Below are 25,574 nucleotides of genomic sequence, written 5' to 3' on the forward strand. Positions count from 1 at the left end.
TAGACACCTCTCACCTTTTGAGGGCTTGGAGATCATTCTCCAGGCCCTTTTTTTTAAAAGCGAAAAGATCGCAGCCTGCGGCAGCTCCTACAGGGGCCGTATTCAAATGGAGGAGCTGCCGCAGGCTGCGATCTTTTGATCTTCGTTTCACCGCATGCACCACAACCGTGCAGACGGACGGCACTCCCATCGGTATAGTGCCGCCCCTCTTCACGTGGGCGGTCGTCGGTAGCGAGACCTGAACCCATGCGAAACCCGAACTAATAACAAACCCGCGATATGAAACCGGGACGGACATCGACCCACCTGTTGTGCCGAGTGCCAACTGATGTAACTCGATGTGTCTGACCGGCCAGCATTTGCCTACACAAAAACAGCGAGGAATAATCCATGCTCGAAGTCATTAACGACTTCCTCTCAGGGAAAGTACTGATCGTGCTCATTGTCGGGCTCGGTAGCTACTTCACGATCCGCTCGCGTTTCGTTCAATTGCGTCACTTCTTCCACATGTTCGCGGTGTTCCGCGACAGCCTCAAAAGCAGCGCCGGGCAACTCAGTTCGTTCCAGGCACTGATGCTCAGCCTCGCCGGCCGCGTCGGCGCGGGCAACATCGCCGGTGTCGGCATCGCCGTGACCCTCGGCGGCCCGGGCGCGGTGTTCTGGATGTGGGTGACCGCGCTGGTCGGCATGTCCAGCAGCTTCTTCGAATGCTCCCTCGGCCAGCTCTACAAGCGCTGCGACTCCGAAGGCCAGTTCCGTGGTGGCCCGTCCTATTACATCCAGCACGGTCTGCAAAAGCGCTGGCTCGGCATGTTGATGGCGTTCCTGTTGCTGGTGACCTTCGGGTTCGCCTTCAACGGCCTGCAAGCCCACGCCGTGACTCACTCGCTGAACAACGCGTTCGGTCTCGACACGACTTACACCGGCATCGGCCTGGCCGTGCTGCTGGGCCTGGTGTTCATCGGCGGGATCAAGCGTATCGCCAAGGTCGCCGACCTGTTGGTGCCGGTGAAAACCCTGGTGTACATCGGCGTGACCCTCTACGTGATCGTCCTGCAATTCGACCACGTACCGGGCATGTTGATGACCATCGTCAAGAGCGCCTTCGGTCTGGACCAGGCCTTCGGTGGCCTGATCGGCAGCGCCATCATCATGGGCGTGAAGCGTGGCGTGTTTGCCAACGAAGCGGGCCTGGGCAGCGCGCCGAACGTGGCAGCGGTCGCAGCGGTCGAGCACCCGGTGGCGCAAGGCGTGGTTCAAGCGTTCAGCGTGTTCCTCGATACGTTCGTGATCTGCACCTGCACGGCGTTGCTGATCCTGCTCTCGGGTTTCTACACCCCGGGCTTCGAAGGCGACGGCATTGCCCTGACCCAGAACTCCCTGGCCGCCGTGGTCGGTGACTGGGGCCGGATGTTCATTTCCGTGGCGCTGGCGTTGTTCGTGTTCACCTCGATTCTCTACAACTACTACTTGGGCGAGAACAACCTGCGCTTCCTGATCGGTGAAAACCGCAAAGCGCTCATGGGCTATCGCGCGCTGGTACTGGTCCTGATTTTCTGGGGCGCCATCGAAAACCTCGGCACCGTGTTCGCCTTCGCCGACATCACCATGACCCTGCTCGCGTTCGTGAACCTGATTGCCCTGTTCCTGCTGTTCAAGGTCGGCATGCGCATCCTGCGTGACTACGATGACCAGCGCGCTGCCGGAATCAAGACCCCAGTGTTCGACTCGAGCAAGTTCCCGGATCTGGATCTCGATCGTCAGGCCTGGCCGGCGAATCCACCAGCGGCTTCTCAGGCTCAGCCCGGGCTGCAAGGCGTGACCGCAGCGCAACGCTGATCGGTTAAAGTGCGCCATACCTTGTAGGAGCGAGCCTGCTCGCGATGCGGCCATCACGTTCAACATCCATGTTGATGATCAGGCCGCCATCGCCAGCAAGCCGGCTCCTACAGCACGTCATTGTTCTCGGAGCAGCGCCATGAATTCTTCGACCTATCCTGCCGGCCAGCACGTCATGGTGCTCTATACCGGTGGCACCATCGGCATGCAGGCGAGCGCCAACGGCCTGGCCCCGGCGTCCGGTTTCGAAGCGCGGATGCGCGAGTACCTGCACAGCCAGCCTGATCTCGTGGTGCCGCAATGGCGCTTTCGCGAGATGTCGCCGCTGATCGACAGCGCCAACATGAGCCCGGCTTATTGGCAGCAACTGCGTGAAGCAGTGGTCGACGCCGTAGATGTGCAAGGCTGCGACAGCGTGCTGATCCTGCAGGGCACCGACACCCTGGCCTACAGCGCCGCCGCCATGGGTTTTCAATTGATCGGCTTGAACGCCCACGTGTGCTTCACCGGCTCGATGCTGCCGGCCGGCGTCACCGACAGCGATGCCTGGGAAAACCTCGGTGGCGCATTGGTTGCCTTAGGCGAGGGCCTGGCCCCGGGCGTGCATTTGTATTTCCACGGCGAACGACTGGACCCGACCCGGTGCGCCAAAGTGCGCAGTTTCGGTCGGCACCCGTTCAAGCGCCTGGAGCGTCAGGGCGGCGGTGTGAAAGCGGCTTCGATTCCGCCGCAACTGCATTACAACCAACCCAGGCAACTGGCGAACGTCGCTGTGTTGCCGCTATTCCCCGGCATCGGCGCCGAGGTGTTGGATGGCTTGCTGACCAGCGGGATTCAAGGCCTGGTGCTGGAATGCTACGGCAGCGGCACGGGGCCCAGTGACAACCCCGATTTCCTGGCCAGCCTAAAGCGTGCGCAGGAACAAGGCGTCGTGGTACTGGCGGTCACGCAATGCCATGAAGGGGGTGTCGAGCTGGATGTCTACGAAGCCGGTAGCCGCTTGCGTGGCGCGGGAGTTCTGTCCGGTGGCGGCATGACCCGTGAAGCCGCGTTCGGCAAGCTCCATGCGCTATTGGGCGCAGGGCTGGATAACGCCCAAATACGAAATCTCGTGGAACTGGATCTGTGCGGTGAACTGAGCTGAACCCCACTCCGGCATATACATAATTACCACCCTCTCCAAATCGTGACTCCCTAGCATGGAAGCGGCCTTGAGGCCTGACCTCGAGCCGCTTCCATTACTTTGAAACGCAGGGATGCACGATGAGTACACCAGCCTTAACTCCCACACCCGACACGCCCTCTCGCCACAACCCGACCGATACCCTGATCACTCAACTCAGTGTCGGTCCCGACTTGCGCGACGTAGCCGCGGTCCTGTTGCGCCAGCACTTGCGCAAGCTCTATCCCACGCTGGATCTCGACCCGACCATTACCATGGTCGGCACGCCCACATGGTTGATCGTCAATGACCAAGTCGTGTCCGGGTTCCCCACGTTCCAGGCATTGACCGACATTCTCGCTGCCCAGGTCGTGCACGGCGTTCCTGCACTGTACATCGAGGGTGAGCACTTCCTGGCGCAACAACCGATTACCGAGCCCGAGATCCATCTGCCGGTGCGCATCGACGAAATCGCCAACCTGATCAACCTGCTGGCACCGGTCATGCTCACCGCCTTCCAGGAACAACAACTGGCGTTCTGGAATGCGCCCGAAAGTGGTTCGCAGCCACGTTGGCACGAGCTATCCAAGACCTTGCGCGAAGTCTGGAATATTGATCGGATCGGGGGCTGGGATAACGATGACTGCGAGATGGCGCGTAGCTTGTTTCGCGCCCCGGATCTTGCGAGCAGAAAGCTCAACGATCCCTACAAAAGCAACGCTTATCTGATTGGCATCGACCTGGTCGATGGCGAAAAGGTCACACACCTCAATGAGGTGTCGATTGTCGTGCTGATCGGCACGCACAAAGGGCGCACGATCATCCTTGCCCACTCGTTGCTCAAGGGCTTTCAAAAATTCGACTCCCTGGAAAAGCTCGGTGCCACCTTGCCTGAGCATGTCAGCACGGCCGAGCCCGCCCAGAAAATTCAGTGGCGACTGCTGGAGCCCCTCGACAGCATTTTCGATTACCAGGCTTGCGCGTTGATCTCCATCCAGATCGATGTGATTGGCGCCATGGATTTTTCTCTCCCTGCAACCGCCAATCCGAACAAGCTCCCGTCTACCCCGACACCCGAAGTGGATGACAGTGTCAAAAAAACAGGACCGGGTCTGGAATGGTTCAAGGATGCGCTGCCTGACTGGCTGAGTACGGCGTCACTCTCGGATCTGAACAACTACTCGCGACATCTGAAGGATCTGGCCGCGCTGCACAGTCAGAACGAGGGCAAATCCTATATGGACGGAATCCTGCCCATCCGCCAGTACGCACTGAGCAAATTGAACGCACTCCATTCCAGCAAACTCCTGGAACATGCCAAGGTTTTGCAAGAGGCCCCAGAGTTGGAAACGGCGCTTGAGTCGATTCAGCTTCGGGTCAAGAGCCCCGTTATCTGGGGGACGTTCACCGTCCCGGGCAAGATTGATACCTTCAACTTCAGTGTTGCCGACCTTGCCTTGCAAAACCTGATTGCATTGCCTCTGGGCGACAAGACGCTGCATTCCACCCGCGGCAAAACGCTTCCCGCATGGCTAACCGTCAAGTACATCGAAGAACTGATCAGCCAGGCGGACATCGGCTCAACTTACCCGGAACTGATCAAAAGCGAACTGATCGATAACTCGCCAGAAGCCTTGCGCCGACAAACCCTGTTCACCCAACACCTGCGCATCCAGTTACCGCTGCAGGCTTTGCAATGCAAGATTCGCGAAGAGAACGGCATCGATGCACGCGGGTACCGTTACGTCGCCGCCGCGATGGAACCCGAGACCGACAATCGCGTGGTGGAAGGCCAGACCATCGTCATACGGCCACTGACCTTCGCACCCAAACGCCGCAAAGACGGCTCGCAGGACGAGGTCGCCAACATGTTCGTGATCGGCCCCGAGGACTCGGCAGCCGGTCCGTGCCTGCTCTATCGGCCGATGCTCGATCAGCCACTGAGTCAGTACCCATCGCCGAGCAACTTGCTGTACGCCATTCAGCAATCGGCCAGCCTGCGGGACACGATGCTGGCCTGGCTACCGGAAGACGTCAGCAGCGACTACGCCAATTACGTGTTTCCAGGCACGCTGCCTTCACCCTGGACCATTACCGATTTCTTGATCGACCCGGACAAGCTCACGACAATGACCGGGCCAATGGGTCTGGGTGGAAAAGCGCTTGAGGGCGATTTGCCCGAAGCCCTGTTCAAGGCCAATGCTCAGGCGTTGGTGACGCTCGCCGATCGTCAGTCGGTTTCGAACGCCGAAAACCGCTGGGCCAGTTTCAAGCAGGCCGGCTGGATGCTGTTCTATTCAGTTCTTCCGTTTCTGGGGCGTACCGTCGGCATCGGCGCCTGGATCTGGCAAGTGATGGATCAACTTCAAGAGCTGCACGAGGCCCATGAGAAAGAAGATACGCAGGCGCAATGGGCGGCGCTCACGGATGTACTGCTCAATCTCGGAATGGCGATCACGTTACATATCAGTACCCGAAGCAACATTGATCCGCGTCTGGCGAAGGAGTTAGCCACGACCGAGGCACCCAAGCTTCCGGAATCGACGGAGAAAAAAATCAGCGTCGAGCAACTGAGCAAAAGCGCCCCCCATCAGGTGTCCAATCTCCAGCAAGGGGTCAGCATCAGCGGCGCTGCGAATCGAACGCCCGCGAGCCTCGCGACCGTGCTTGATCATTTCAAGATCACCCGTCCCGAGGGGCTTGGCACCGCCAACACCGAAGAAGGCGCCTATAAACATCTCTACAGCCTCAACAGCAAATGGTACGCCCCGGTGGGACCGAACTGGTTTGAGGTCACGGTGGATGAAAACGGCACCGTTGTGATCATCGACGCAAAAGAGCCTGCCCGTTCTGGCCCGGCCCTGGCCCACACCCTGCCAGGACAGTGGGTGGTTGATGTTCGCTTGCGCCTGCGCGGCGGCGGCTCGACGAGCCTGACCCGCCTGGCCGAGACCGAAGGCCAGCGCGAAGCCAAGGAACTGCGCACAAAACTCACGGCTTTCGAGAAGCGTAAAGCGACGGCCCAGCAAGAACTCCAGAAAGCTCACCAGGCAATGAGCAGCGCTACCGCTGACGAGGCTCAAGCCAAACGTCAGCTCTACCTCCAGGCACTGGAATCCCAACGCGCGGAATACGCGGCAGCGCTAAGCAATCTCAAATCGCTGCATGTCTTTTCGCCGACGGCGGACTATCAACAAAAATCCCTTGGCTATCTCAAGGCTCAGCTTGAGCTGATAACCGCCGGTGTTGGCGAAGCGCTCACTGTCTTCACCCCGAAATTGCGGGCCGTTCTGAATCAAATCGACCGTCAGTCCGAGGACCGGCATGATCGTCAAATCCCGGCGGTTCGACAGTTGATTGAGCTGAACCAAGACATGATTTCGCGCCTGGAGCAGATTCAGGAACGGTTTACAGAGCTCAAGCGCCTCGAAAAAGAAGGGCTACGGGTGATTCAGAACAGCCGATCGAAGCTCCCCGGCTATTCACTCGATGACCTCAAGGCCCTCCAGGTGACACTGGCGCGCAACGTATGCCTGCCGGAAAACTCGGTGGCGACGGCGGCCGAGGCCTGGCTCACCATCGACCAGATCGTCGACACCGCCGACATTGTCGTGCAAACCCTGCGCGACACCCTGAATGAACGCAGCATCAGCCGGCTCGACGAGCGAATCGACTCCCTGAACGATCTGATCGAACAGTTCAGCGTCATCGACGAACGTTTGCTGGACTTCAAGACAACGTTCTCTGCGCAAACTCTGGAAGCGCCGGTAAAGAAGCTTCGCCTGCAGCTCGACGAATTCCGTCAGCGCGCCGAGCGCAATCTGGTGTTGGTGCTCGACGAAAGGGAAATTCTCAGAAGTCGTCCTGCACTGCCTGTGCAACCGCCAAGGCCAAAGAAACAGTTCATCAGGACGCGTTACAACGGCGTGCTCATCGGCGAGCCGCGCTTGTCGGATCAAGGGTTGGAGACCAACCTCGTCGATATCAAGTCCCCCCTCACCGATAAGGTCATTGCCACTTTCCATCAGAAAACACCGGGGGTCTGGGTCGAGCGAGTCAACCCCCCCAAAACAGCCACCGCGGCACCGAACCTTGAGATCAGTCTTAACAAGGGCCAATCCCTGCTCGATTCACTGGCAGCGTTCAATACCCGCATGACCGAATACATCAAGCAGCCAGGGCGCTCGCCGGGAGGGATCGAATACCTGTTTCACCAGTACGCCCTGCAAATGGAGCAGACCAGCAGCGACATCGAGAAAGCCTTGACCAGCAGTAACGCTACAGAGAGCAATAATCTCCCGGCAGCGACCGTCAACAAGGCCCTCACCGAAGCAGCGGAGAATCTCTACCAGCAAGCGACTAACAACATGCTGACGATGATCAAGCAACAGCCTCCTACAGTCCCCGGTGTTGAGTGGCTCAACAATAACAATGCAATCAGTGTTGCAAAAACCGTCACTCGACGTCGTCTCAAAGGAGGCAAAACCTTGTACCTGGATGAGTACAGCATCACCGACCGCAAAACCCGGCAAATACTCTGGTATGCGCACTTTCTGTACTCGACATCCTGGGTGCCGGCAAAATCCTTCGTCTACGCACGCTTGAAAACGCCACATGAACAAGGGCTGGGCATGGCCGCCGACTCGACTCAGGGATTGAGCGGGCCTCAACGCCTTGCGCACTACCGCAGCATGATCGGGCTGGAGCAGGCCAAGCGACTGTTTTTCAGCACGACCTGAAGCATCCCGGCTGTTGGCTTTTTGCTAACGTTCAGGCGCCCTTGCGAAAGTGAGGGCGTTGAATCACGGCACGCTACTTGCTCCGTCCCGATCAAACAAATGACGGGTACTGCCCATGCTCCACTCACACCTCACAACGCTCAACGCCGTTTCGCTGGTGCTCGATGCCTTCAAGGCCGAGGGTCTGTCCAGCGATGCGTTGTTGGCCGGAAGTGGCATCAGCGCTGCGGATCTGAACCGTGCCGACACGCGCATCACCACCAATCAAGAGATGCAGGTCTGTGCCAATGCCGTCGCGCTCAAGCGTGACATCGGCCTGGAGTTGGGTCGGCGGATGCACGTTTCCTGTTACGGCATGCTCGGTTACGCATTGCTCACCAGTGCCACCTTCGGTGACGCCTTGCGTTTGGCGATACGCTATCCGGCGTTGCTGGGAACAGTTTTCGAACTAAGCCTGGAAGACGATGGCGAACGTATCTGGTTCGTGGCTGCCGATTATCGCGAGAGCCCGGCAATGGCCGTGTTCAACGCCGAGTTTTGCCTGGTTTCGCTGAAGGTCACCTGTGACGACCTGCTCGGGCATTCATTACCGCTACTGGCCGCACGCTTCGAGCACGCTGCGCCCGACTATGAGGCGACCTACGCCGAACATTTCAATTGCCCGCTGCACTTCGGGGCACGGGACAACGCCTTTGCCTTCGACAAGCGCTGGCTCGACCAGCCATTGCCGCTGGCCGACGTCATCACCCATCAAGCCATGGCCGAACGCTGCCGCAAACAGAACCTCGAATTCACCGGGCGCCAGGCGTGGCTGGGGCGGATTCGACAGTTGCTCAGCGCACAATTGAACGCGGCGCCAGGGCTCGAAGGCCTGGCCGAGCAGATGAATTGTTCGGCGCGTACATTGCGTCGGCATCTCAAGGACATGGGGTGCAGCTATCAGGAATTGCTCGACGAATTGCGCTTTGAGCAGGCCAAGCAAATGCTTTGCGAGGATCATTTGCCCATCTATCAAATAGCCGAGGCGCTGGGCTTCAGCGAGACCGCGAGTTTCCGCCACGCGTTTGTGCGCTGGAGCGGAGTAGCGCCCAGCCAATTCCGCCCGCAGCACCGGCCCCTGTAGGAGCTGGCTTGCTGGCGATGAGGCCGGTACATCCGACGCACCTCCATTGACTCGAACATTGCTTTCGCCAGCAAGCCGGCTCCTACAAATGCGTGCTCTGAGAGGGGCGAATTTCGGTCAAATGTTTTGGCCATATCGATCCCCTTTTGGCCTTTCCTGCCGTTCTCCAAAACCATCCGCGACGCAAGACTGTGTGCAACCGAACCCGCCTGCGGAGAACAAGAAAATGCTGACGATCTACTCGGACGATCACCACCTGCACCACGGTCGTTGCGAACTCATCGACGGGCAACTCAAGCCCTGCTTCGAGATGCCATCCCGTGCTGACCACGTGTTGTCACGGGTGCAAAAGCAGAATCTCGGCCCCGTCGAAGCACCGAAGGATTTCGGCCTGGAGCCAATCGCGCGCATCCACAGCCGCGACTACCTCGACTTCTTCAAGGGTGCCTGGGCCCGTTGGACCGAGTTCAACACTGACGGTGACTTGCTGCCTTACACGTGGCCGGCTCGCACCCTGCGTCGCATCAAACCCACCAGCCTGCACGGCGAACTCGGCTATTACAGCTTCGACGGTGGCGCACCGATCACCGCCGGCACCTGGCAAGCGGCGTACAGCGCGGCGCAAGTGGCATTGACCGCCCAAGCGGAAATCCAGCGCGGCGCCCGCAGTGCGTTCGCCCTGTGCCGTCCACCGGGACACCACGCCGCTGGCGACTTGATGGGCGGTTATTGCTACCTCAACAACGCCGCCATCGCCGCCCAGGCCTTCCTCGATCAGGGCCACAAAAAGGTTGCGATCCTCGACGTCGATTACCACCACGGCAACGGCACCCAATCGATTTTCTACGAGCGCAGCGACGTGCTGTTCACCTCGATCCATGGCCACCCGGAAGCCGAGTTTCCGTTCTTCCTCGGCTATGAAGACGAGCTGGGAGAAGGCGCCGGTGAAGGCTTCAACTTCAACTATCCATTGCCTGCCGGCAGCGGCTGGGACACCTGGAGCGCAGCGCTGGAACAAGCCTGCAAAGAGATAGAAAGCTACGGTGCCGACATCGTCGTCGTGTCCCTCGGCGTCGACACCTTCAAGGACGACCCGATCTCGCAATTCAAGCTCGACAGCCCGGATTATCTGGCCATGGGCAAGCGCATCGCCAAGCTCGGCGTGCCGACGCTGTTCGTGATGGAAGGCGGTTACGCGGTCGAAGAAATCGGCATCAATGCCGTGAACGTTCTTGAAGGTTTTGAAAGCGCTCAATGAGGAATTAAATCAATGATCAAGTCCGGCACCTGATTCCACGCCGTCACCAGGACCTGCGCTCGCGCAGGTCTTTTTTTGCCCGCAATATTTATTTACCGCCATTGCCGCTCTGCCCGTCACTACCTTGCAAAGGATCGCGCACCGAACCTTCCACGGTGCCTGCTGCCCTCAAAAGGATGTGACCATGACAGATACTTCCAACTCCACTACTGACCCCGGCCTCTCCCGCGATCAGGAGGCCCTGCTGACCCAACTGGTGGCCGGCCCCTCTATCAGGGAAGTCGCCACCCATGCCCTGCAACCGGCCCTGAAAGCGTTGTACCCGCAGCTACAAATCGACCCACGCCTGGCGATGGTGGTAACGCCAACCTGGACCTTCCACGACCAGCGAGTCGTCCCCGGGCCGAGCCACTTCGAATCGCTGACCGACGCGCTGGTTCGCCACAGCGTAGCGGGTACGCCGGTGGTCTACCTCGATGGCGAGCAATACCTGACCCTGCAACCTCAAGACTCAATACCCACGCAATTCCCCGTCAGCATCGACGCCATCGCCAGGCTACTCAACGAGCTCGCGCCTTTACTGTTTGTCGCGTTTCAAGAACAGCAGGTCGAATACTGGAACCAGTTCACCCGCGCCTCGACACCGCGCTGGCAGGGATTGTCCAAGTCCCTGCGCGACCTGTGGGACATCGAGACGAATCCGCAGTGGAGCAACGATCTGTGCGCCATGGCGCGCAACCTGTTCTCCTTCCCGGAGAAAACCACCCGCGCACCTCATGACCGTTTTCGCTCGCGTGCCTGTCTGATTGACCTCGATTGCACGAAGGAAGGTGCCTCGACTCACCTCAACATCCTCGATATGGCGGTACTGATCGGCACCGTCGGCCCGCGCACCCTGATCCTCTGTCACACGATCACCCGTGGTTTCGAGACCTACGACTCAATGCTGGAACTGGGCGAGTCATTGAAGACCTATGTCGATGAGTCGACACCTGGCAACGCCTTGCACTGGCGCCTGATCGAGCCCGAGGGCAATTATTTCGATCATTTGGCGTGCAACCTGATCGCCCTGCAAACCGACTCGATTGGCGCGTTGGCCAATGCCTCGACGCCGAATCCCGACCTGGCACCGCACATCAGCCGCACGGACAACGAACTCGACCCGACGGACAGACAGGCGCCTTCGCGGTTCAACCGGGTCGAACAAGCCCTGCCGGACTGGATGGACAACGCTTCACCCAGCGACCTCACCGCCTACAGCCGTCATTTGATGGAGCTGGCGCAAGTGCAAAGCCAGAACGCCGAGAAGTCTTTTCAGGACGGCATCAAACCGATCCGCGAATTTGCCCTGGATAAGTTGCGCGAAGCCATGCTCAAGCAGCATGCCGATGCCGAAAAGTTGAACCTGGCCGAAATTGAAATCGTGGTCGACAGCGTGGTGGTCTGGGGCAGTTTTACCCCGCCGGTGGGGTCTCAGCGCACCATTCTGAGCCTGGTGGATCTGTCGCTGCAAAACCTGATTGCCCTGCCGCTGGGGACCAAGTCCGTACGCAGTTCCAACGCCAATGCGTTGCCGACCTGGATGACAGCGAGTTATCTGGAGGCGTTGATCGTCAGTGTCGACATCGGCAAAACCTACCCGCAGCTGATCAAAAGCAAACTGCTCGACGATCCCCTGGAAAGCCTGCGTCGTCAGAACCTGTTCACCAGCCAACTGCGCGTCGAATTGCCGTTGCTGGCCTTACAACAGAAAATTCGCGCGCAAAGCGGGATCGACGAATTGGGTTACCGCTACGTCGCGGCCGTCGTTCAGGTACTCGACGCCAATCGCCGGGTGGATGGCCAGGAGATTGTCATTCGCCCGCTGGCCTTCAAGCCCGGCTGGCGCGTGGGTAGCTCTACGGACGAAGTGGTCAACATGTTCGTCATCGGACCCCGGCAGATGGATAAGGGGCCGTGTCTGCTCTACCGGCCATTGCTCGACCGGCCGTTGAGCCAATTCCCGACACCGGCCAACCTGGTCTATGCCGTCAAGCATTCCCCAAGCTTGCGCCAGTCGGTACTCGCCTGGCTGCCGGACGACGCACGCGCCAATTACGCCAACTATGTGTTCACCGACGACCGGCCTTCCGTCTGGACGCTCTCACAGCTCCTGGCCGACCCGCTGACCTCCCTGCAAATGAGCGGTGCGCTCTCCTTGGGTTCCGGGGTCATCGCCACGGACTATCTGGCCTCCTTGTTCAAGGCCAACGTCAATGCCATGGTCGAACTGGCGCAGCGACAATCGGTGTCCAATGCGCAGAATCGCTGGGAGACCTTCAAGCACGCAGGATGGACGATTTTCAACGCGGCACTGCCGTTCCTCGGTCGCACGGTCGGAACGGCCGCCTGGATCTGGCAGGTGCTGGATGATCTGCAACAAACTGTGGATGCCGCTGAAGCAGGCGACGGCGAGCAGCAGAAAACCGCGATGACCGATCTGTTGCTGACCCTGGCCATGGTCCTCGCCCACCACGCCAGCACACGCAACTCGACAGCCCGCAGAATCGAGGAAAAAACGTCCAAAACCGTCGCTACCGAGATCAAGGAAGAACCGGCAGCGACCCCGGTGAACATAGTTCAACAGCCAGATGTGGTCGGCGAGCATCCTGCGCAGCACCAAACGTCATTGAAGACCGACACCGCACTGAGCCTCAGCAAAACCCTGGATGGCTTTGCGATCACCCGACCCAGGCAGCTCACTCCACCCACTGGCGAAACCGGCCACTATCGCCACCTCTATCGTCACGAACAGAAATATTACGCCCCTGTAGGCGAGCGCTGGTTCGAAGTGGCTGTTGAGGAAACCGGTGAAGTTTCGATCATCGACTCAGGACAAGAACCCGTGCGCAGCGGCCCGGCGTTGATCAGCAATCAACAGGGCCAGTGGTTCGTCGACACACGCTTGCGCCTGCGCGGCGGCGGTTTATCGAGTCGCCGCAAGGCTCAGAAACAGCAAAATCTCGAACGCATCGCCGAGCTCAAAAAGCAACTGGCCGAATTCGATAACGAGCGCGAACGGGCGCGCAAAGAGCTGACGGCCGCGCATGACGCCATGAAATCCGTCAGCGACGACGCACTGCTCGCCGAGCAAGCCAAGTTTCTGGAGACGCTCGATCGCCGCACCCGGGAGTACGCCGCCCCCATCGATCAGCTGAAATCGCTGAACCTGCTCGATACCGTTCCCCATTACCGAACCGCCATGGCCGAAATGCTCGGTACTCAGCTTTTTTTTAACCAGACCTGGCTTGATCAGCGCGATCCAACCTTCACTCAGACCCTGAAAGAAACCCTGGTATTGCTTGCAGCGGAAGAAACTGCCGGAGGTGCCGGCGACCGCGCGACCTACCAAAAAATGTTCGATCTGGCCGAAAGCATGATTGGCAAAATCGAGTTTGCTCAATCGCGTTTCCAGGAATTGACCCGACTGGGCAAAAGTGCCGCGCAAATCGCCAACACCTACCGCGCCAAATTGCCGGTTTTCGGCCTCAACGATCTCAAGGCGCTTCAGGTCTCCCTGGCCCGTGATGTCTGCCTGAAAGAAGGAAACACCGCAGCGCTGAACCTGGCCCAGAGTGAATTCGTACACCTGCTCGACACGACCAATCTGGTGATCCAGACCTCGCAGGAACTGATGCTGGATGAGGGCCGCCTGATCGCCAGCGAACATATCGAAGGCCTCAGTGGCATGCTCGAACAGTTTGCCGCCATCGACCAGTCATTCGAAGATTTCGGCCTCAGCCACAAAGATGTGGTACTTGAGCAACCGCTCAAACACATACGTAGCCGCGTCAGCGAATTCCAACAGGAAACCGAAAAACACTTGGCGCAGTTGCTGCTTGAGCAACGGCCAGTGGAACCCCGGCCCGGTCCCTCAAGGCCCGCGCCGCCATCGCGTAAACGGGTGATCAAAACCCGCTTCAGGGGCACGGTCGTTGGCGAAGTACGTCCATCGGCTCCCGGGCAACCGATACTGCTGGACGTGAAAGCGCCCATGACCGGCAACGTGATCGCCACTTTTCACGAGAAAACACCCGGGGTCTGGGTTGAGCGAATCCAACCCAGACGCCGCCGCCCGACGACACAATTACCCGACCTCAACACGCAAATCGCTCAAGGCCAGACGCTGCTCGATGGTGTGGAAAACTTCATTCATCAAACCGAGGCGAGTGCGAAAAAACCTGGCCGTATCCCGGTGGAAATCGAAGAACTGTTCCAACAGAAAGCCGACCAGCTCGACGAAAACGCCAGGAACCTGGAGCAAGCCCGGCTCCGTGCGAACACCACCGATGAGCCTCCGGCCGTGATCGCGGAACTGAACAAGGCACGTGACCGGCTGTACACCGAGGGCTACCGGGTACGGGTCGAGATGATCAAACAACAACCGCCCACCGCAGCCCGTATCGAATGGCTACTAAGCAAAGATGAAATCGACATTGTGTCTGCCGGTGATCGACGTCGCCTCAAGGGCCCGCGTCGGGATTACTTGCAGGAGTACGAAATTCGCGAGCGTCGTACTCAACAGACGTTGTGGTATGCGCATTTCCATTACGCCACCCAGGATGCACCGGTCGACGCGTTCACGGCAGCCCATTTGAAACTGCAGGATCAACGGCGGTTAGCCGGCGCATTCGACCTGCGTTCGGCGACCTCCAACCCACAAGTAATCGCCATCTATCGCAGCGAGATCAGCCCGCAACTGGCGCGCTCCCTGTTCTTTGCATAAGCCCGGACGTCAAAAAGGAAAATGACGATGACTGAACCATCAGAGAACTCCGAAACCCACGCATTGCTGGAAAAAAGCCAGATCATCCATCAGACCAGTCGTGGTCCAACGGTCGATGAAGTGGCCGCCGAAATGCTGCGCCAGGCACTGAAAGTGCTGTATCCAGATCGGTATATCGACCCCGACCAAACCATGATCGGCACACCTCGATGGCTACTGCTCGACGGTGAACTCGTGGCCATGCCTGCCCAGTTTGAATCGCTGACCCATGCGCTGGTACGACAATTCTTCAGCTCTTCCAGCGCCAACTTTCTGGAAGGTGAACACTTCCTGACATTCAACCCCCAAGCCTCGCCAGTGGTGCATCTGGACATCGACATCGAAGCCATTGCCAAGATGCTCAATGACTACTCGCCCTTGCTGTTCGTGGCCTTCGGGGAACGACAACTGGGCTATTGGAACAGCACCCGGCATCAGGTGCCGCATTGGCAGGAACTGTCCGCAGCCTTGCGCAAAACCCTTGATGTGCAAAACGTCGAGGGTTGGGATGCGGACCAATGTCTGGTGGCCCGGGCTATCTCGCTTCATCCCGACAAACAGGCGCGGCAAACCCATGACCCTTCGCTCTCGGCTATCCAGGTCTGCTTGATTGATATTGATTCCGTCGATGCCCAAGGCCAAACCCGACACTTGGTTATGGGGGGAGCCGCGGTGGTCATCGGCCGCTACAAACAGCGTGACCTGGTAATGATGTACACAGTGGAAAAAGGATATGAATCGTTCGCTTCCCTGACGCAATTGGGCGCTTCATTACCAGAGCGAGTTGAAACGCCACCGGCCGGCCAGAACCTGCAATGGCAACTGTTCGAGCCTGAGGGTAATTTTTTCGATCACATGGCGTGGGCCCTGATTGCCAGTCAGCTCGACGCAATTAGGTTGATCACACACGAAGGCCTCGCCGTCGAAACGGATGACGGCATCAGCTCCACGCCCTTGGTCGAACATGCCAGTGACGCAGATAAAAACGTGCTCACTGGCCTTGATGATTCAATACCCGACTGGCTGTTTGGTGCTTCGGCTGCAGATCTGGATCAGTACAGCCAGTCCATTAATGCATTGGGCATGCTGTACAAGCAGACCGATAAAAAACTGTTCCGCATTCTGCCCATTACTACCTATGCCCAGAACCGCATGCGCGAAGCGATCAATGCCGATAAGGCATCTGCCGCCGATATGCCCCTGGACAGTCTGCAAATCACCATCACCAACAGCTTCGAATCCGGTGGTTTGACGCTGCCCAATCCGCACGACATCCATACCGAATCCCTGGGCGAATACGCCTTGCAAAATTCCGCGCCTTATCTGGCCACCCTTGAATTCAACCCAACACACCCGGTCCCGGATTGGCTGGACGTGGCGTACCTGACGAAAATGGCGAGCAAAGTCGACATCGGTGAGGGCTATCCCAAACTGATCAAGGACAAGCTGATCGATGATCCGGTACAGGCACCCTTGCAGAAGCATTTTTACATCAGCCAAATGCGCGCCCTGCTGCCGCTGATTGCGCTGGAATGCAAGATCCGCCGCATCGGCGGTTTTGATGAGCTGGGTTATCGCTACATCCGCGAATGGCTCAAGCCGACACCCGCTCACCTGCAACCCGTGGTCATCCGCCCCCTGACTTTCGTCCATTCCGGGTCAACCGATGGCGACACCGTTGCCAACATGTTCATCATCGCTCCGCGTCAGCCAGAAGCCGGGCCGTGCCTGCTGTATCGCCCGTTGCTCGACCAGCCGTTGCTGCAATTTCCTTCACCGCAAAACCTGCTGTATGCCTTGCATCAGCCCGGCGAACTGCGGGACTCGGTACTGGCATGGCTGCCCGACTCGGCCACCCGGTTCAAATACGCCCAATACACCTTTCCCGTCGGTCTGCCCAGTCTGTGGCTGGGCGCGCATCTGCTCTCCGAACCCTGGACATCCGTGGACTGGGCCGGCCCGGTCGAACTCTCATCCACTGAACTGGCCGGCGACGTTTTCCCGGTGCTGTTCAAGACCCATGCACTGGCCATGGCCGAACTCGCCGACCGGCAGTCCCAGTCCGACGCTGAACGACGCTGGGCCTTGCTGCGTGACAGCGGCTGGGCAGTGTTTAACTCCGCCGCGAACTTTCTCTGCGGCCAGGCCGGGGCGGCGGTTTGGGTCTGGCAAAGCATCAGTGAAATCGAGGAAGTACTCGACGCCCACAAACGCGGTGATGCTCACGCTCAATGGAGCACCGTCGCCGATATGCTGCTGAATCTGGGCATGATCCTGGCCCATCACGCGGCCACCCGACGCCAGACCGGGGATCGAACGTCGATACGGCTTGAAGACGAAAGGCTGCCGGTGGCCGAAGTGACTCCATCGGTGACGCCTGCGAAGCCAACAGTGACGCAACTCACGGCGACGTTGACCGGGGAACTTCCGTCCAGCCATTACTCCTCGCTTGAGGTCAACGGCTCAGTGCCCCATCGATCCAACACGGCATTGGCAACTTATTTGAACACACTGACAGTCACGGCTCCCGATCTCACGTCTACGGACCTGGAAACCCTGCTGCGCGACAAAGCCACCCTGTATCGCCTCGACACAAAGACCTACGCACAGGTCGGTGAGCGCTGGTTCCGCGTCATGGAAAACGATGACGAGCAGGTACAAATCGTTTACCCGAAAACGCCCTCGAAGACCGGTCCGTTATTGATTCACAACCAGCAAGGCCACTGGTTCGTCGACACTCGATTGCGCCTGCGCGGTGGTGCGGGTGGCACCAGCCTGCAAAGTCAGCTCAAGGCACAGCGCAAGGAGAAAGAAAATCAAAGGAAAGAGCTGCGCACAGCGCTGGACACGTTCAAAAGTCAGGAAGCGACCGGCAATGCGGCGTTGGACAAGGTCCACAAGGAGATGTTGGCAGCCACCGGGCAAGCGCACGAGGAAGCGACACACAATTACCTCGTCCAGGTAGAACAACTGATCGGCGATTACGACGACGCCCTGAAAAAGCTCGGGCAATGGCGTCTCAAGGGCGGCAGTGACGGCTACTTCGCTGATCTGCAGCGCATGACGACTTTGCTGCAAAAAAATCTCAGCCTGTGGTTTGTCCTCAAACGCAACGCCTACTCAACGCTCACCGGTAAGCTCGCCAAGGACAATGTCATTGATTCAGCCGCTTCCCTGCAGTCACACATCAAGGAGGTCAAGCAGACATTGGCATTAAGCCGGGACATCATCGCTCGGTTGAACCTGTCGCAGACATCCCTGGAAACCCTCGACGCCATCGGCAGCGCGGGCATGACCACTGCACAACGCCTGCGAGATCTGCTTCCAACGTTTACTCAGTGGGACTTCAAGTCCAATGAAATCGGCTTGTCCCATGAGCTGTGCATGCGTGAGGCGGCCACTGAGCCGGCTCGCGAAGCGGTCGGTTTGTTGATTATCGAGGCCGCAACTGCCAGCCATCGGCATGCAGCGTTAAACAGAACCCCGGAGAGCGGCGAGACCACCACTTGGCGCATCGATCGTCTGAGCAGGCTGATCGATGTCTACATCGATGCCGATCAGCGTTTTGCAGACCTTCCCGGTGAGTACCCCGGCATGGTGGAACCGACCGAGCTGGCACGGGTCAGCAGCTTGATCGGCGAGTTCAGGCAACTGGCTCAGGAGCAACTGAGTGCGCTGCTGCCCGAGGGTGCTGCAAGCGTCGCACCGGTCGAGCCCAAACCCGCTGTCGCAGGCCCCTCACGGCCCGTTGGCAAAGTCACCAAGAGCCGCCCCCGTGACCCTGCACCCGCTAAACCCTCGACATCCAGCGAGCCGCCACTCGAGGAATTCCTTCCTGCCAGGCCAAAGCCCTCGCCAGTAGCACACTTGGACGACATCGATATCATTGCCGATGCCCTGACCCAGAACGAGGATGTACAGAGTTTCATTGATCGAACCCGCCGTGATGCCTTCAGGCCCAATCGTATTCCGGCAGACATACAGGACTTGTTCGATAATCAGGCTCGACGCCTGGAACAAGCTGCGATCAATGTCGACCAGGCCTTGGCTCGCATAATTGCGACGGGCGGAACGCGGCTCCCTGTGGGCGACCTAAGCTCGGAACTGCGGGACGCCGCCATCCGGCTACGCGATCAAGGCATCAATATCCGCGCCAGCCTGCTCAAGGACCGGCAGCCTCGACAGGCGTATTTGCAGTGGCTGCTGGACAACAACCAGGTCCGTGTCGTGAGAAACGCAAAAGGCCGGATCAAGACCAAAAAACGCCAGGACTACTTTCAGGAGTATCAGGTGCTCGACACCACGAGCCGAGACCGGCCTTTGTGGCTCGCGCATTTTCACTACGACTCGCCTGAAGCCCCGCCGGAGCAGTTCACGGCTGCGCACTTGAAAATCGCCGATGAGCAATTTATGCAACTCACCGCTGAACGTCGTCAGGCACTGACGACCCTGTCACCGCTCGACTATGTACTGCGCCGGATTGGCGACCCGAGTCTGTTTTTGAAACTCGAAACACAACGCTGATACAGGTACACGGGCGGACTGATAATCCGCCCGCTTCAGCCAACACGCCACACCGCCCGCAATCGCTCCAACGCCGCCTCGATCGCCTTTTCGGGAACGGCGGCGAAGCCCAGCACCAGCCCGGCGCGTTGATCGTTCGGCGTAGTGGATTCCGGTAGCCAGTAGCTGCTCAAACCGTTGATCTCGACATCGACGCTGTTCGCCCGCTCGATCAACTCATGCTCACGCGCCACGCTCTCGACCGGCACGGTCATGTGCAGCCCGGAGGCGACCGTGGGTAATTGGCCAACGCCCGGGATATCCAGTGGCCAACCATTCATCACCGTATTACGCCGACTCAGCGCCGCACGCCGCATGCGACGAATATGCCGCTGGAAATGCCCGGTAGCCATGAACTCGGCCATCACCGCCTGGGTGCTGACTTCGGAATGGCGCACATCCACGGCACGACGTTGGGAAAACGCGTCCACCAGACCCATCGGCAACACCAGATATCCCAGGCGCAATGCCGGGAACGCGACTTTGCCGAAGGTGCCGACGTACAGCACCCGACCCTGGCGATCGAGTGCCGCCAATGGCGCCAGCGGTGCACCGCTGTAACGGTACTCGCCATCGTAATCATCCTCGACGATCCAGCCTTGGGTGCGCTCGGCCCAGGCCAGCAACTCCAGACGTCGAGCGAGACTCATCACTACCCCTGTCGGGTACTGATGGGACGGCGTGACATAGGTCAGACGGCAATCACTGAGTTTCGCCAGCTCGCCGCAGTCGATGCCTTCGCTATCAACAGATACCCCGTGCAAACGCGCCCCTGCGACAGCGAACGCATGACCCGCTGCGCGATAGCCCGGATTCTCGATCGCTACCCCATCCCCCGGCTCCACCAGCAACTGTGCACAAAGGCTAATCCCCTGCTGCGCGCCACTGGTGATCACTATTTGCTCAGCCGTGCACTGCATGCCCCGAGAACTGCGCAAGTACGCTGCAATCATCCCGCGCAAGCGCGGGTCGCCGGCCGGGTCGCCGTAACACAGCTGCTGCAAATCCGGTTTGCGCCAGAAAGCCGCATTCAGCTTGGCCCAGACCTCGAAGGGAAACAGATCGAACGCTGGAACGCCGACCCGAAACGCCCGTGGCGGGCCACTTGGAGGAGTCGGTAAATGATTCTTTTCTACCCGCCCCAACGCGCCGCTGTGGATAACTTTACTGGATGAAACCACAGGTAAATCCAGCCAATTTGTGGATAAAGCTGTGGGTAAGCCTGTTGACAACCCTGTGGATACTTTTGTGGATAATTTTTTTACCGGCAAGGCGCTTTGCGGCAGCTGGGCAACATATGTCCCGTCGCCGACCCGTCCCTCGATGAAGCCTTCAGCGTAGAGCTGGTCGTAGGCCCGAACCACGCTGTTGCGGGAAATCGCCAAGGCCGCTGCCAGATCACGGCTGGCCGGCAAACGTGTACCACTGGCCAGTCGACCATCCAGCACCCGCACCCGCAACGCCTGATAGAGCTGACGACTGAGCCCCTGGCGGCGGTCGAGCTCGATGCCCGCCGGGTTGAACGATAACGACAGTGGTTCGCTGGTCATGGCAATGGACCTATGAAATTGGTCATTAATGGCTCTTACAACAGACCAATAGCCTGCCTAGGATGCAGTCATTCGCCAAGGAAAATATCTCCATGTACACGCCACATGGTTTCGCCATCGACGAGTTGTCCCAACTGCATGAACTGATTCTCGCCAGCCGACTCGCCATCCTGGTGACCCACGGCGAAAGCGGCCTGCAAGCCAGTCACGTACCGGTGCTGCTGCATTGCGAACAAGGCTCGAACGGCACGTTGTACGGGCATCTGGCCAAAGCCAATCCACAGTGGAAAGACCTGCGCGACGGCGCCGAAGCCCTGCTGATTTTTGCCGGCCCCGACGCCTACGTCAGCCCTGGCTTCTACCCGAGCAAGGCCGAACACGGCAAGGTCGTGCCAACCTGGAACTACGTCGCCGTACACGCCTATGGCCGCGCCGAAACCTTCAGCGATGGCGGGCGGCTGCTCGACATCGTCAGCACCCTCACCGACCGTCATGAAGCGGGCCGCACCCAACCGTGGTCAGTGGCCGATGCCCCCGCCGATTACATTGACGGCATGCTCAAGGCCATCGTCGGTTTCGCCATTCCCATCGACCGTCTGGAGGGCAAGCGCAAGCTCAGTCAGAACCGCAGCGCCGCGGACATCGCCGGCGTGCGCAAAGGGCTGGCCGCCAGCCCCGACGTCAATGACCAAACCCTCGCCCAATTGATGCCCAAGGAATGACCATGAGTCAGATCGAGATTCGCCAGGTCACTGCCGACGACCACGCCGCGTGGCGACCGCTGTGGCAAGCCTACCTGCGCTTCTACAACACCGAACTGCCGGACGCCGTCAGCCAAAGCACCTGGCAACGCCTGCTTGACCCGAATGAACCGACTCACGCCGCGCTGGCCTGGGCCGACGGCAAAGCGGTGGGCATGGTGCATTTCATCTACCATCGTTCGAACTGGAGCATCGAGAATTCCTGCTACCTGCAAGACCTGCTGGTAGCCCCGGAAACACGCGGCACCGGGGTTGGCCGCAAGCTGATCGAATTCGTCTACGCCACGGCCAAGGCCGATGGTTGCTGCAAGGTTCACTGGTTGACCCACGAAACCAACGCCACCGCGATCCAGCTCTACGAGCGCATCGCCGAACGCCCCGGTTTCATCCAGTATCGCAAAGCCATTTAAGGTTCAAGGAGAACAGCATGTCGACTTCACTCGCGGACTGGAAAGGCGTCCCGGCCCCCTCGGTGCAAACAATCGAAGGGCGTTTCATCCGCCTGGAAAAACTCGACCCGGCGCGCCATGGCGACGGCTTGTGGAATGCCCTGCAAGGCCCTGGCGCCGACCCAAAACTCTGGGACTATTTGCCTTACGGTCCCTTCCCGGAACGCAGCGCTTTCGATGACTGGCTCAACAACCACGCGGCCAATAGCGATCCGTATTTCTTCAGCGTCATCGATCGCGTCAGCGGCGACGTGCAAGGCATCCTCAGCCTGATGTCGATAGTCCCGGCCCAGGGCCGCATCGAAATCGGCCACGTCACCTTCGGCGCGCCGATGCAGCGCTCACCGAAAAGCACCGAAGCGGTTTACCTGCTGGCCAAAGAATCGTTCAACCTCGGTTACCGACGCCTGGAGTGGAAATGCAACAACGGCAACGCCCGTTCCAAGTACGCCGCCGAGCGCTTGGGGTTCAGCTTTGAAGGGGTGTTTCGCCAACACATGGTGGTCAAGGGCCAGAACCGTGACACCGCGTGGTACTCGATACTGGACTCGGAGTGGCCGGCGATTGGGGCGGGGTTCGAGCGTTGGTTGAGCGATGAGAATCAGACGGGGTCGGGACAGGTGAAAACGTTGGCGGAGTGTCGTGGCTAAAGCCTTGAAACCACCGGATGCACAGTTTATTCAAGTTGTGATAGACGGCCGCCTCCCGATTTGTTGTAAGAAAAAACATCAGCACGAAGGGATAGAAACTGTCTTCTTCGAGCATTCGGATTTTTTCCACACGACTATCTGACACACCCCTCAACGCTGCCGGAAGCAGCTGACATCGGCACCCATACCCGTCCTTTTAGAGTTTGGCCTCCTGCTAAAAGAGGCCAGACTCGATGCCCGCTCAACACAAATACCGACCGAAACACCTTGCCTTGGCGATTGCCTTAGCCTTGGGATACGTAGAAATCGCTCAGGCACAACAGCCGCCCATCCCGACCGCCACTGAAGAAAAAACCACCAAGCCGCGCAAAAAAGCTCCTAAGCCGGCAGCCGACAATAACGATATTTTTTCCATCAAGGAATTCATCGGCCCACTTGAACATTCAGTCCCGTCCAAAACATTGCCGGGCGAGGAGCAGCCCCCTCAGTCACCCACGACGACACCCAATCCCTTCGCTGCCGAGCTTGAGGAAATGTCCCAGGAATTCGCTGACTTTTTCACCGAGCCCGCACCGACTGAAACGGTAGCGGCCCCGGTAAAGGAGGACGCGTTCGACAAATTCCGGTACGCCTACACCACTGACCCTCAGCTGCTCTCAACGCCACTGGAAAACATTGACGGAATATCACTGCAGCTGGGTGAAGCGGACGACCTGGTGGTGATCAACAAGGGTGCCCGATGGGATGGGCGGATCGACGGCGGCGGCGGCACGAACAACTTGCTGCTCAACGCCTTGGAAGGCGGTGAGATTGGCGAAACCAGGAATTTTAAACGCGCTCGCATCGCCCGAGGTAATTGGACACTGCACCATGATTTCGCGGGTCACGCCGAGGTCAAGGCTGGAGCGAACCTTTTGAACAACGGCTCGATCAAGGGTGATGCCGTCATCGATGCGAATGCGGTCTATAGCGGCCATGGCAGCGTGAACAACCTGCATGTGGACGGTGCGCTGGTGGTCAGCCCGTTACTCGGCTCCCCCGTTATCAAGGGCAACCTGACGCTCTCACCCGGGGCGAATTTTTCCTATGGAATGACCGTCGACGAAAACTCCAAACCCGTCATTGTCAGCGGCACTGCCACCTTGGCAGGTGCGGGTTTTCATGTTTCCGCCGTCCCGGGCGATTATGCCGACAGAACCGTGAGCCCGGTTTTGCAAGCCGCGAAGATAGAAGGCAATTTCGCAGAGCCCAGCAGCAGCCTTGCCTACATGACACCGAAGTTGTCGCGTACCGATACCACAGTGACACTTACTTTTGAGCGCAACACTTTGAGAGTCGATCACTTAGCCGCTTCTTCAAACGGCCAAGCCTTGGCGCGTAGCGTAGACACAGCGAAAGCGGCGACTGACAACCCCGCCGTCCGCGCACTGGTGCATAGCAATAAAGAAACCGCCCCACACGCCATCGAACAATTGGCCGCCAGTAACAATGCCAATCTGGCTAAAGCTACTTTCAGCAGCGTCAATCCAGTGAGCGTGAGCATGCTCTCGGCCATGCGCCAGTTGAATAATCGCAGCAACTCACTCCAAAGGTCCGACCAGGCGCCCCGCCTGGCCAGCGGCAGTGACGACAACGGCCGAGTGTGGCTTCAGGCGCTAGGCCATGGAGGCAAAGTCGATCGTGACTTCGACAGCACCCTGAAACATGCCACCCAAGGACTGGTACTGGGCGCAGATTGGCGCGTCGACGAGCACTGGCATGTGGGGCTGATCGGCGGCAAATCGCAAACGCGACTTGATGCCCGGCAATTCGATGGCGATCTCGACAGCTGGCACCTGGGCGCTTATGCGGTTCGACAAGACGGACCGGTCGCCCTGCGCTTGGGCGCCTCCTACGCCGGCCATGACGGCAGCAGCAAACGCCAGGTGGCTTTCAATCGATTCAGTGACAGGCCAAAAGGTCGTTACGACGCTAACACCCAACAAGCCTTCGCCGAGGTCAGTTACAACCTGGGGCGCGCCAATGTCAGCATCGAACCGTTTGCCGGTCTCGGATACCAGCGTTACCAGCGAGACAGCTACACCGAAAAAGGCGGTGCCGCCTCGTTGAAAGTCTACGGCGAGACCCTGGACTACATGAGCAGCACATTCGGCCTACGCCTGGCGAAGAAAAACACGCTGGATAACGGCATGCATGTGACGCCGCGCTTGAGCGCGAGCGTGAAACACATCTACGGTGAACTCAACAGCGAAACGCGCCAGCAATTGGTCGTGGGTGGCCAACGCTTCGAAGTCGAAGGCGCAGCAATGGATCGCAACAGCCTGACGCTCGCTGCCGGTCTCGATCTCAGCCTGTCAGCCCGCCATACCCTGAGCGCTGGCATCAACGCCGAGTTCGGCACCGACAGTCGCAATCATGGTGTGATAGGTCAGTGGCGGCTGGCGTTTTGAACAACCGACTCTGCTCTCACTGGCTGCAATGCCTGCTCGCAATTGCGCAGTGACATTCAGCATTCTTTTCGAATGAAACACCGCCATCGCGAGCAAGCTCGCTTGTATGTTTAGACTTGAAGGGGTGGGCGGGACTAAAAGCTCGATTCCGACTCTAGCCAGTACGGACCGTGGGAGACTTCTCGTCCCGCCCTTTCTACCCGAAGCGCCGATAAGGAATTCATCG

Annotated in this window: 12 protein-coding genes; 11 read left to right on the top strand and 1 reads right to left on the bottom strand. The window is 58.9% G+C overall.

The window, feature by feature from the left end:
- The first annotated feature begins 390 nt into the window (after positions 1 to 390).
- The 7 genes from KGB21_RS26270 (at position 391) to KGB21_RS26300 (ending at position 19,449) form a co-directional block, all read left to right on the top strand.
- Entirely contained in the window at positions 391 to 1,839 is a 1,449-nt protein-coding gene (locus KGB21_RS26270) for an alanine/glycine:cation symporter family protein (RefSeq protein WP_034149346.1), read from the top strand.
- A 139-nt stretch (positions 1,840 to 1,978) separates the two neighbouring features.
- Entirely contained in the window at positions 1,979 to 2,983 is a 1,005-nt protein-coding gene (locus KGB21_RS26275) for an asparaginase (protein WP_223507160.1), read from the top strand.
- A gap of 119 nt (positions 2,984 to 3,102) precedes the next feature.
- Positions 3,103 to 7,740 (top strand): dermonecrotic toxin domain-containing protein, encoded by a 4,638-nt coding sequence (locus KGB21_RS26280; RefSeq protein ID WP_223507161.1) that lies wholly within the window; start codon positions 3,103 to 3,105, stop codon positions 7,738 to 7,740.
- Between the two features lie 115 nt (positions 7,741 to 7,855).
- Positions 7,856 to 8,863, top strand: a complete 1,008-nt coding sequence (locus KGB21_RS26285; RefSeq protein ID WP_034149348.1) for an AraC family transcriptional regulator — start codon at positions 7,856 to 7,858, stop codon at positions 8,861 to 8,863.
- 226 nt (positions 8,864 to 9,089) lie between these two features.
- Positions 9,090 to 10,121, top strand: coding sequence for a histone deacetylase family protein (locus KGB21_RS26290; protein WP_034149349.1), 1,032 nt, complete (start codon positions 9,090 to 9,092; stop codon positions 10,119 to 10,121).
- Positions 10,122 to 10,305: 184 nt separating this feature from the next.
- A complete protein-coding gene (locus KGB21_RS26295) occupies positions 10,306 to 14,886 on the top strand; it encodes a DUF6543 domain-containing protein (RefSeq protein WP_223507162.1) in 4,581 nt (1,526 codons plus the stop codon).
- Positions 14,887 to 14,913: 27 nt separating this feature from the next.
- The gene (locus tag KGB21_RS26300) at positions 14,914 to 19,449 is read left to right on the top strand and encodes a dermonecrotic toxin domain-containing protein (protein ID WP_223507163.1); all 4,536 of its coding nucleotides are present in this window, start codon (positions 14,914 to 14,916) and stop codon (positions 19,447 to 19,449) included.
- Positions 19,450 to 19,484: 35 nt separating this feature from the next.
- On the opposite strand, the gene KGB21_RS26305 is transcribed toward KGB21_RS26300, so the two are convergent.
- Positions 19,485 to 21,038: a PLP-dependent aminotransferase family protein gene (locus KGB21_RS26305; protein ID WP_034149351.1), complete on the bottom strand. Its 1,554-nt coding sequence runs from the start codon at positions 21,036 to 21,038 to the stop codon at positions 19,485 to 19,487.
- A gap of 92 nt (positions 21,039 to 21,130) precedes the next feature.
- On the opposite strand from KGB21_RS26305, the gene KGB21_RS26310 reads away from it, so the two are divergent.
- The 4 genes from KGB21_RS26310 (at position 21,131) to KGB21_RS26325 (ending at position 25,348) form a co-directional block, all read left to right on the top strand.
- The gene (locus KGB21_RS26310; RefSeq protein ID WP_223507164.1) at positions 21,131 to 21,760 is read left to right on the top strand and encodes an FMN-binding negative transcriptional regulator; all 630 of its coding nucleotides are present in this window, start codon (positions 21,131 to 21,133) and stop codon (positions 21,758 to 21,760) included.
- 2 nt (positions 21,761 to 21,762) lie between these two features.
- Positions 21,763 to 22,209, top strand: coding sequence for a GNAT family N-acetyltransferase (locus KGB21_RS26315; RefSeq protein ID WP_223507165.1), 447 nt, complete (start codon positions 21,763 to 21,765; stop codon positions 22,207 to 22,209).
- Positions 22,210 to 22,226: 17 nt separating this feature from the next.
- Positions 22,227 to 22,898: a GNAT family N-acetyltransferase gene (locus tag KGB21_RS26320; RefSeq protein ID WP_223507166.1), complete on the top strand. Its 672-nt coding sequence runs from the start codon at positions 22,227 to 22,229 to the stop codon at positions 22,896 to 22,898.
- 233 nt (positions 22,899 to 23,131) lie between these two features.
- Complete coding sequence (locus KGB21_RS26325) at positions 23,132 to 25,348, top strand: autotransporter domain-containing protein (RefSeq protein WP_223507167.1); 2,217 nt, start codon at positions 23,132 to 23,134, stop codon at positions 25,346 to 25,348.
- The last annotated feature ends 226 nt before the right edge of the window (positions 25,349 to 25,574 follow it).

It is taken from the genome of Pseudomonas sp. GL-RE-29, assembly GCF_019947275.1.
GTDB lineage: Bacteria > Pseudomonadota > Gammaproteobacteria > Pseudomonadales > Pseudomonadaceae > Aquipseudomonas > Aquipseudomonas fluorescens_A.

Bases quoted from the DNA above. Each gene is read 5' to 3' on its own strand.
- KGB21_RS26270 (WP_034149346.1), top strand. From the start codon at position 391: ATGCTCGAAGTCATTAACGACTTCCTCTCAGGGAAAGTACTGATCGTG.
- KGB21_RS26275 (WP_223507160.1), top strand. From the start codon at position 1,979: ATGAATTCTTCGACCTATCCTGCCGGCCAGCACGTCATGGTGCTCTAT.
- KGB21_RS26280 (WP_223507161.1), top strand. From the start codon at position 3,103: ATGAGTACACCAGCCTTAACTCCCACACCCGACACGCCCTCTCGCCAC.
- KGB21_RS26285 (WP_034149348.1), top strand. From the start codon at position 7,856: ATGCTCCACTCACACCTCACAACGCTCAACGCCGTTTCGCTGGTGCTC.
- KGB21_RS26290 (WP_034149349.1), top strand. From the start codon at position 9,090: ATGCTGACGATCTACTCGGACGATCACCACCTGCACCACGGTCGTTGC.
- KGB21_RS26295 (WP_223507162.1), top strand. From the start codon at position 10,306: ATGACAGATACTTCCAACTCCACTACTGACCCCGGCCTCTCCCGCGAT.
- KGB21_RS26300 (WP_223507163.1), top strand. From the start codon at position 14,914: ATGACTGAACCATCAGAGAACTCCGAAACCCACGCATTGCTGGAAAAA.
- KGB21_RS26305 (WP_034149351.1), bottom strand. From the start codon at position 21,038: ATGACCAGCGAACCACTGTCGTTATCGTTCAACCCGGCGGGCATCGAG.
- KGB21_RS26310 (WP_223507164.1), top strand. From the start codon at position 21,131: ATGTACACGCCACATGGTTTCGCCATCGACGAGTTGTCCCAACTGCAT.
- KGB21_RS26315 (WP_223507165.1), top strand. From the start codon at position 21,763: ATGAGTCAGATCGAGATTCGCCAGGTCACTGCCGACGACCACGCCGCG.
- KGB21_RS26320 (WP_223507166.1), top strand. From the start codon at position 22,227: ATGTCGACTTCACTCGCGGACTGGAAAGGCGTCCCGGCCCCCTCGGTG.
- KGB21_RS26325 (WP_223507167.1), top strand. From the start codon at position 23,132: ATGCCCGCTCAACACAAATACCGACCGAAACACCTTGCCTTGGCGATT.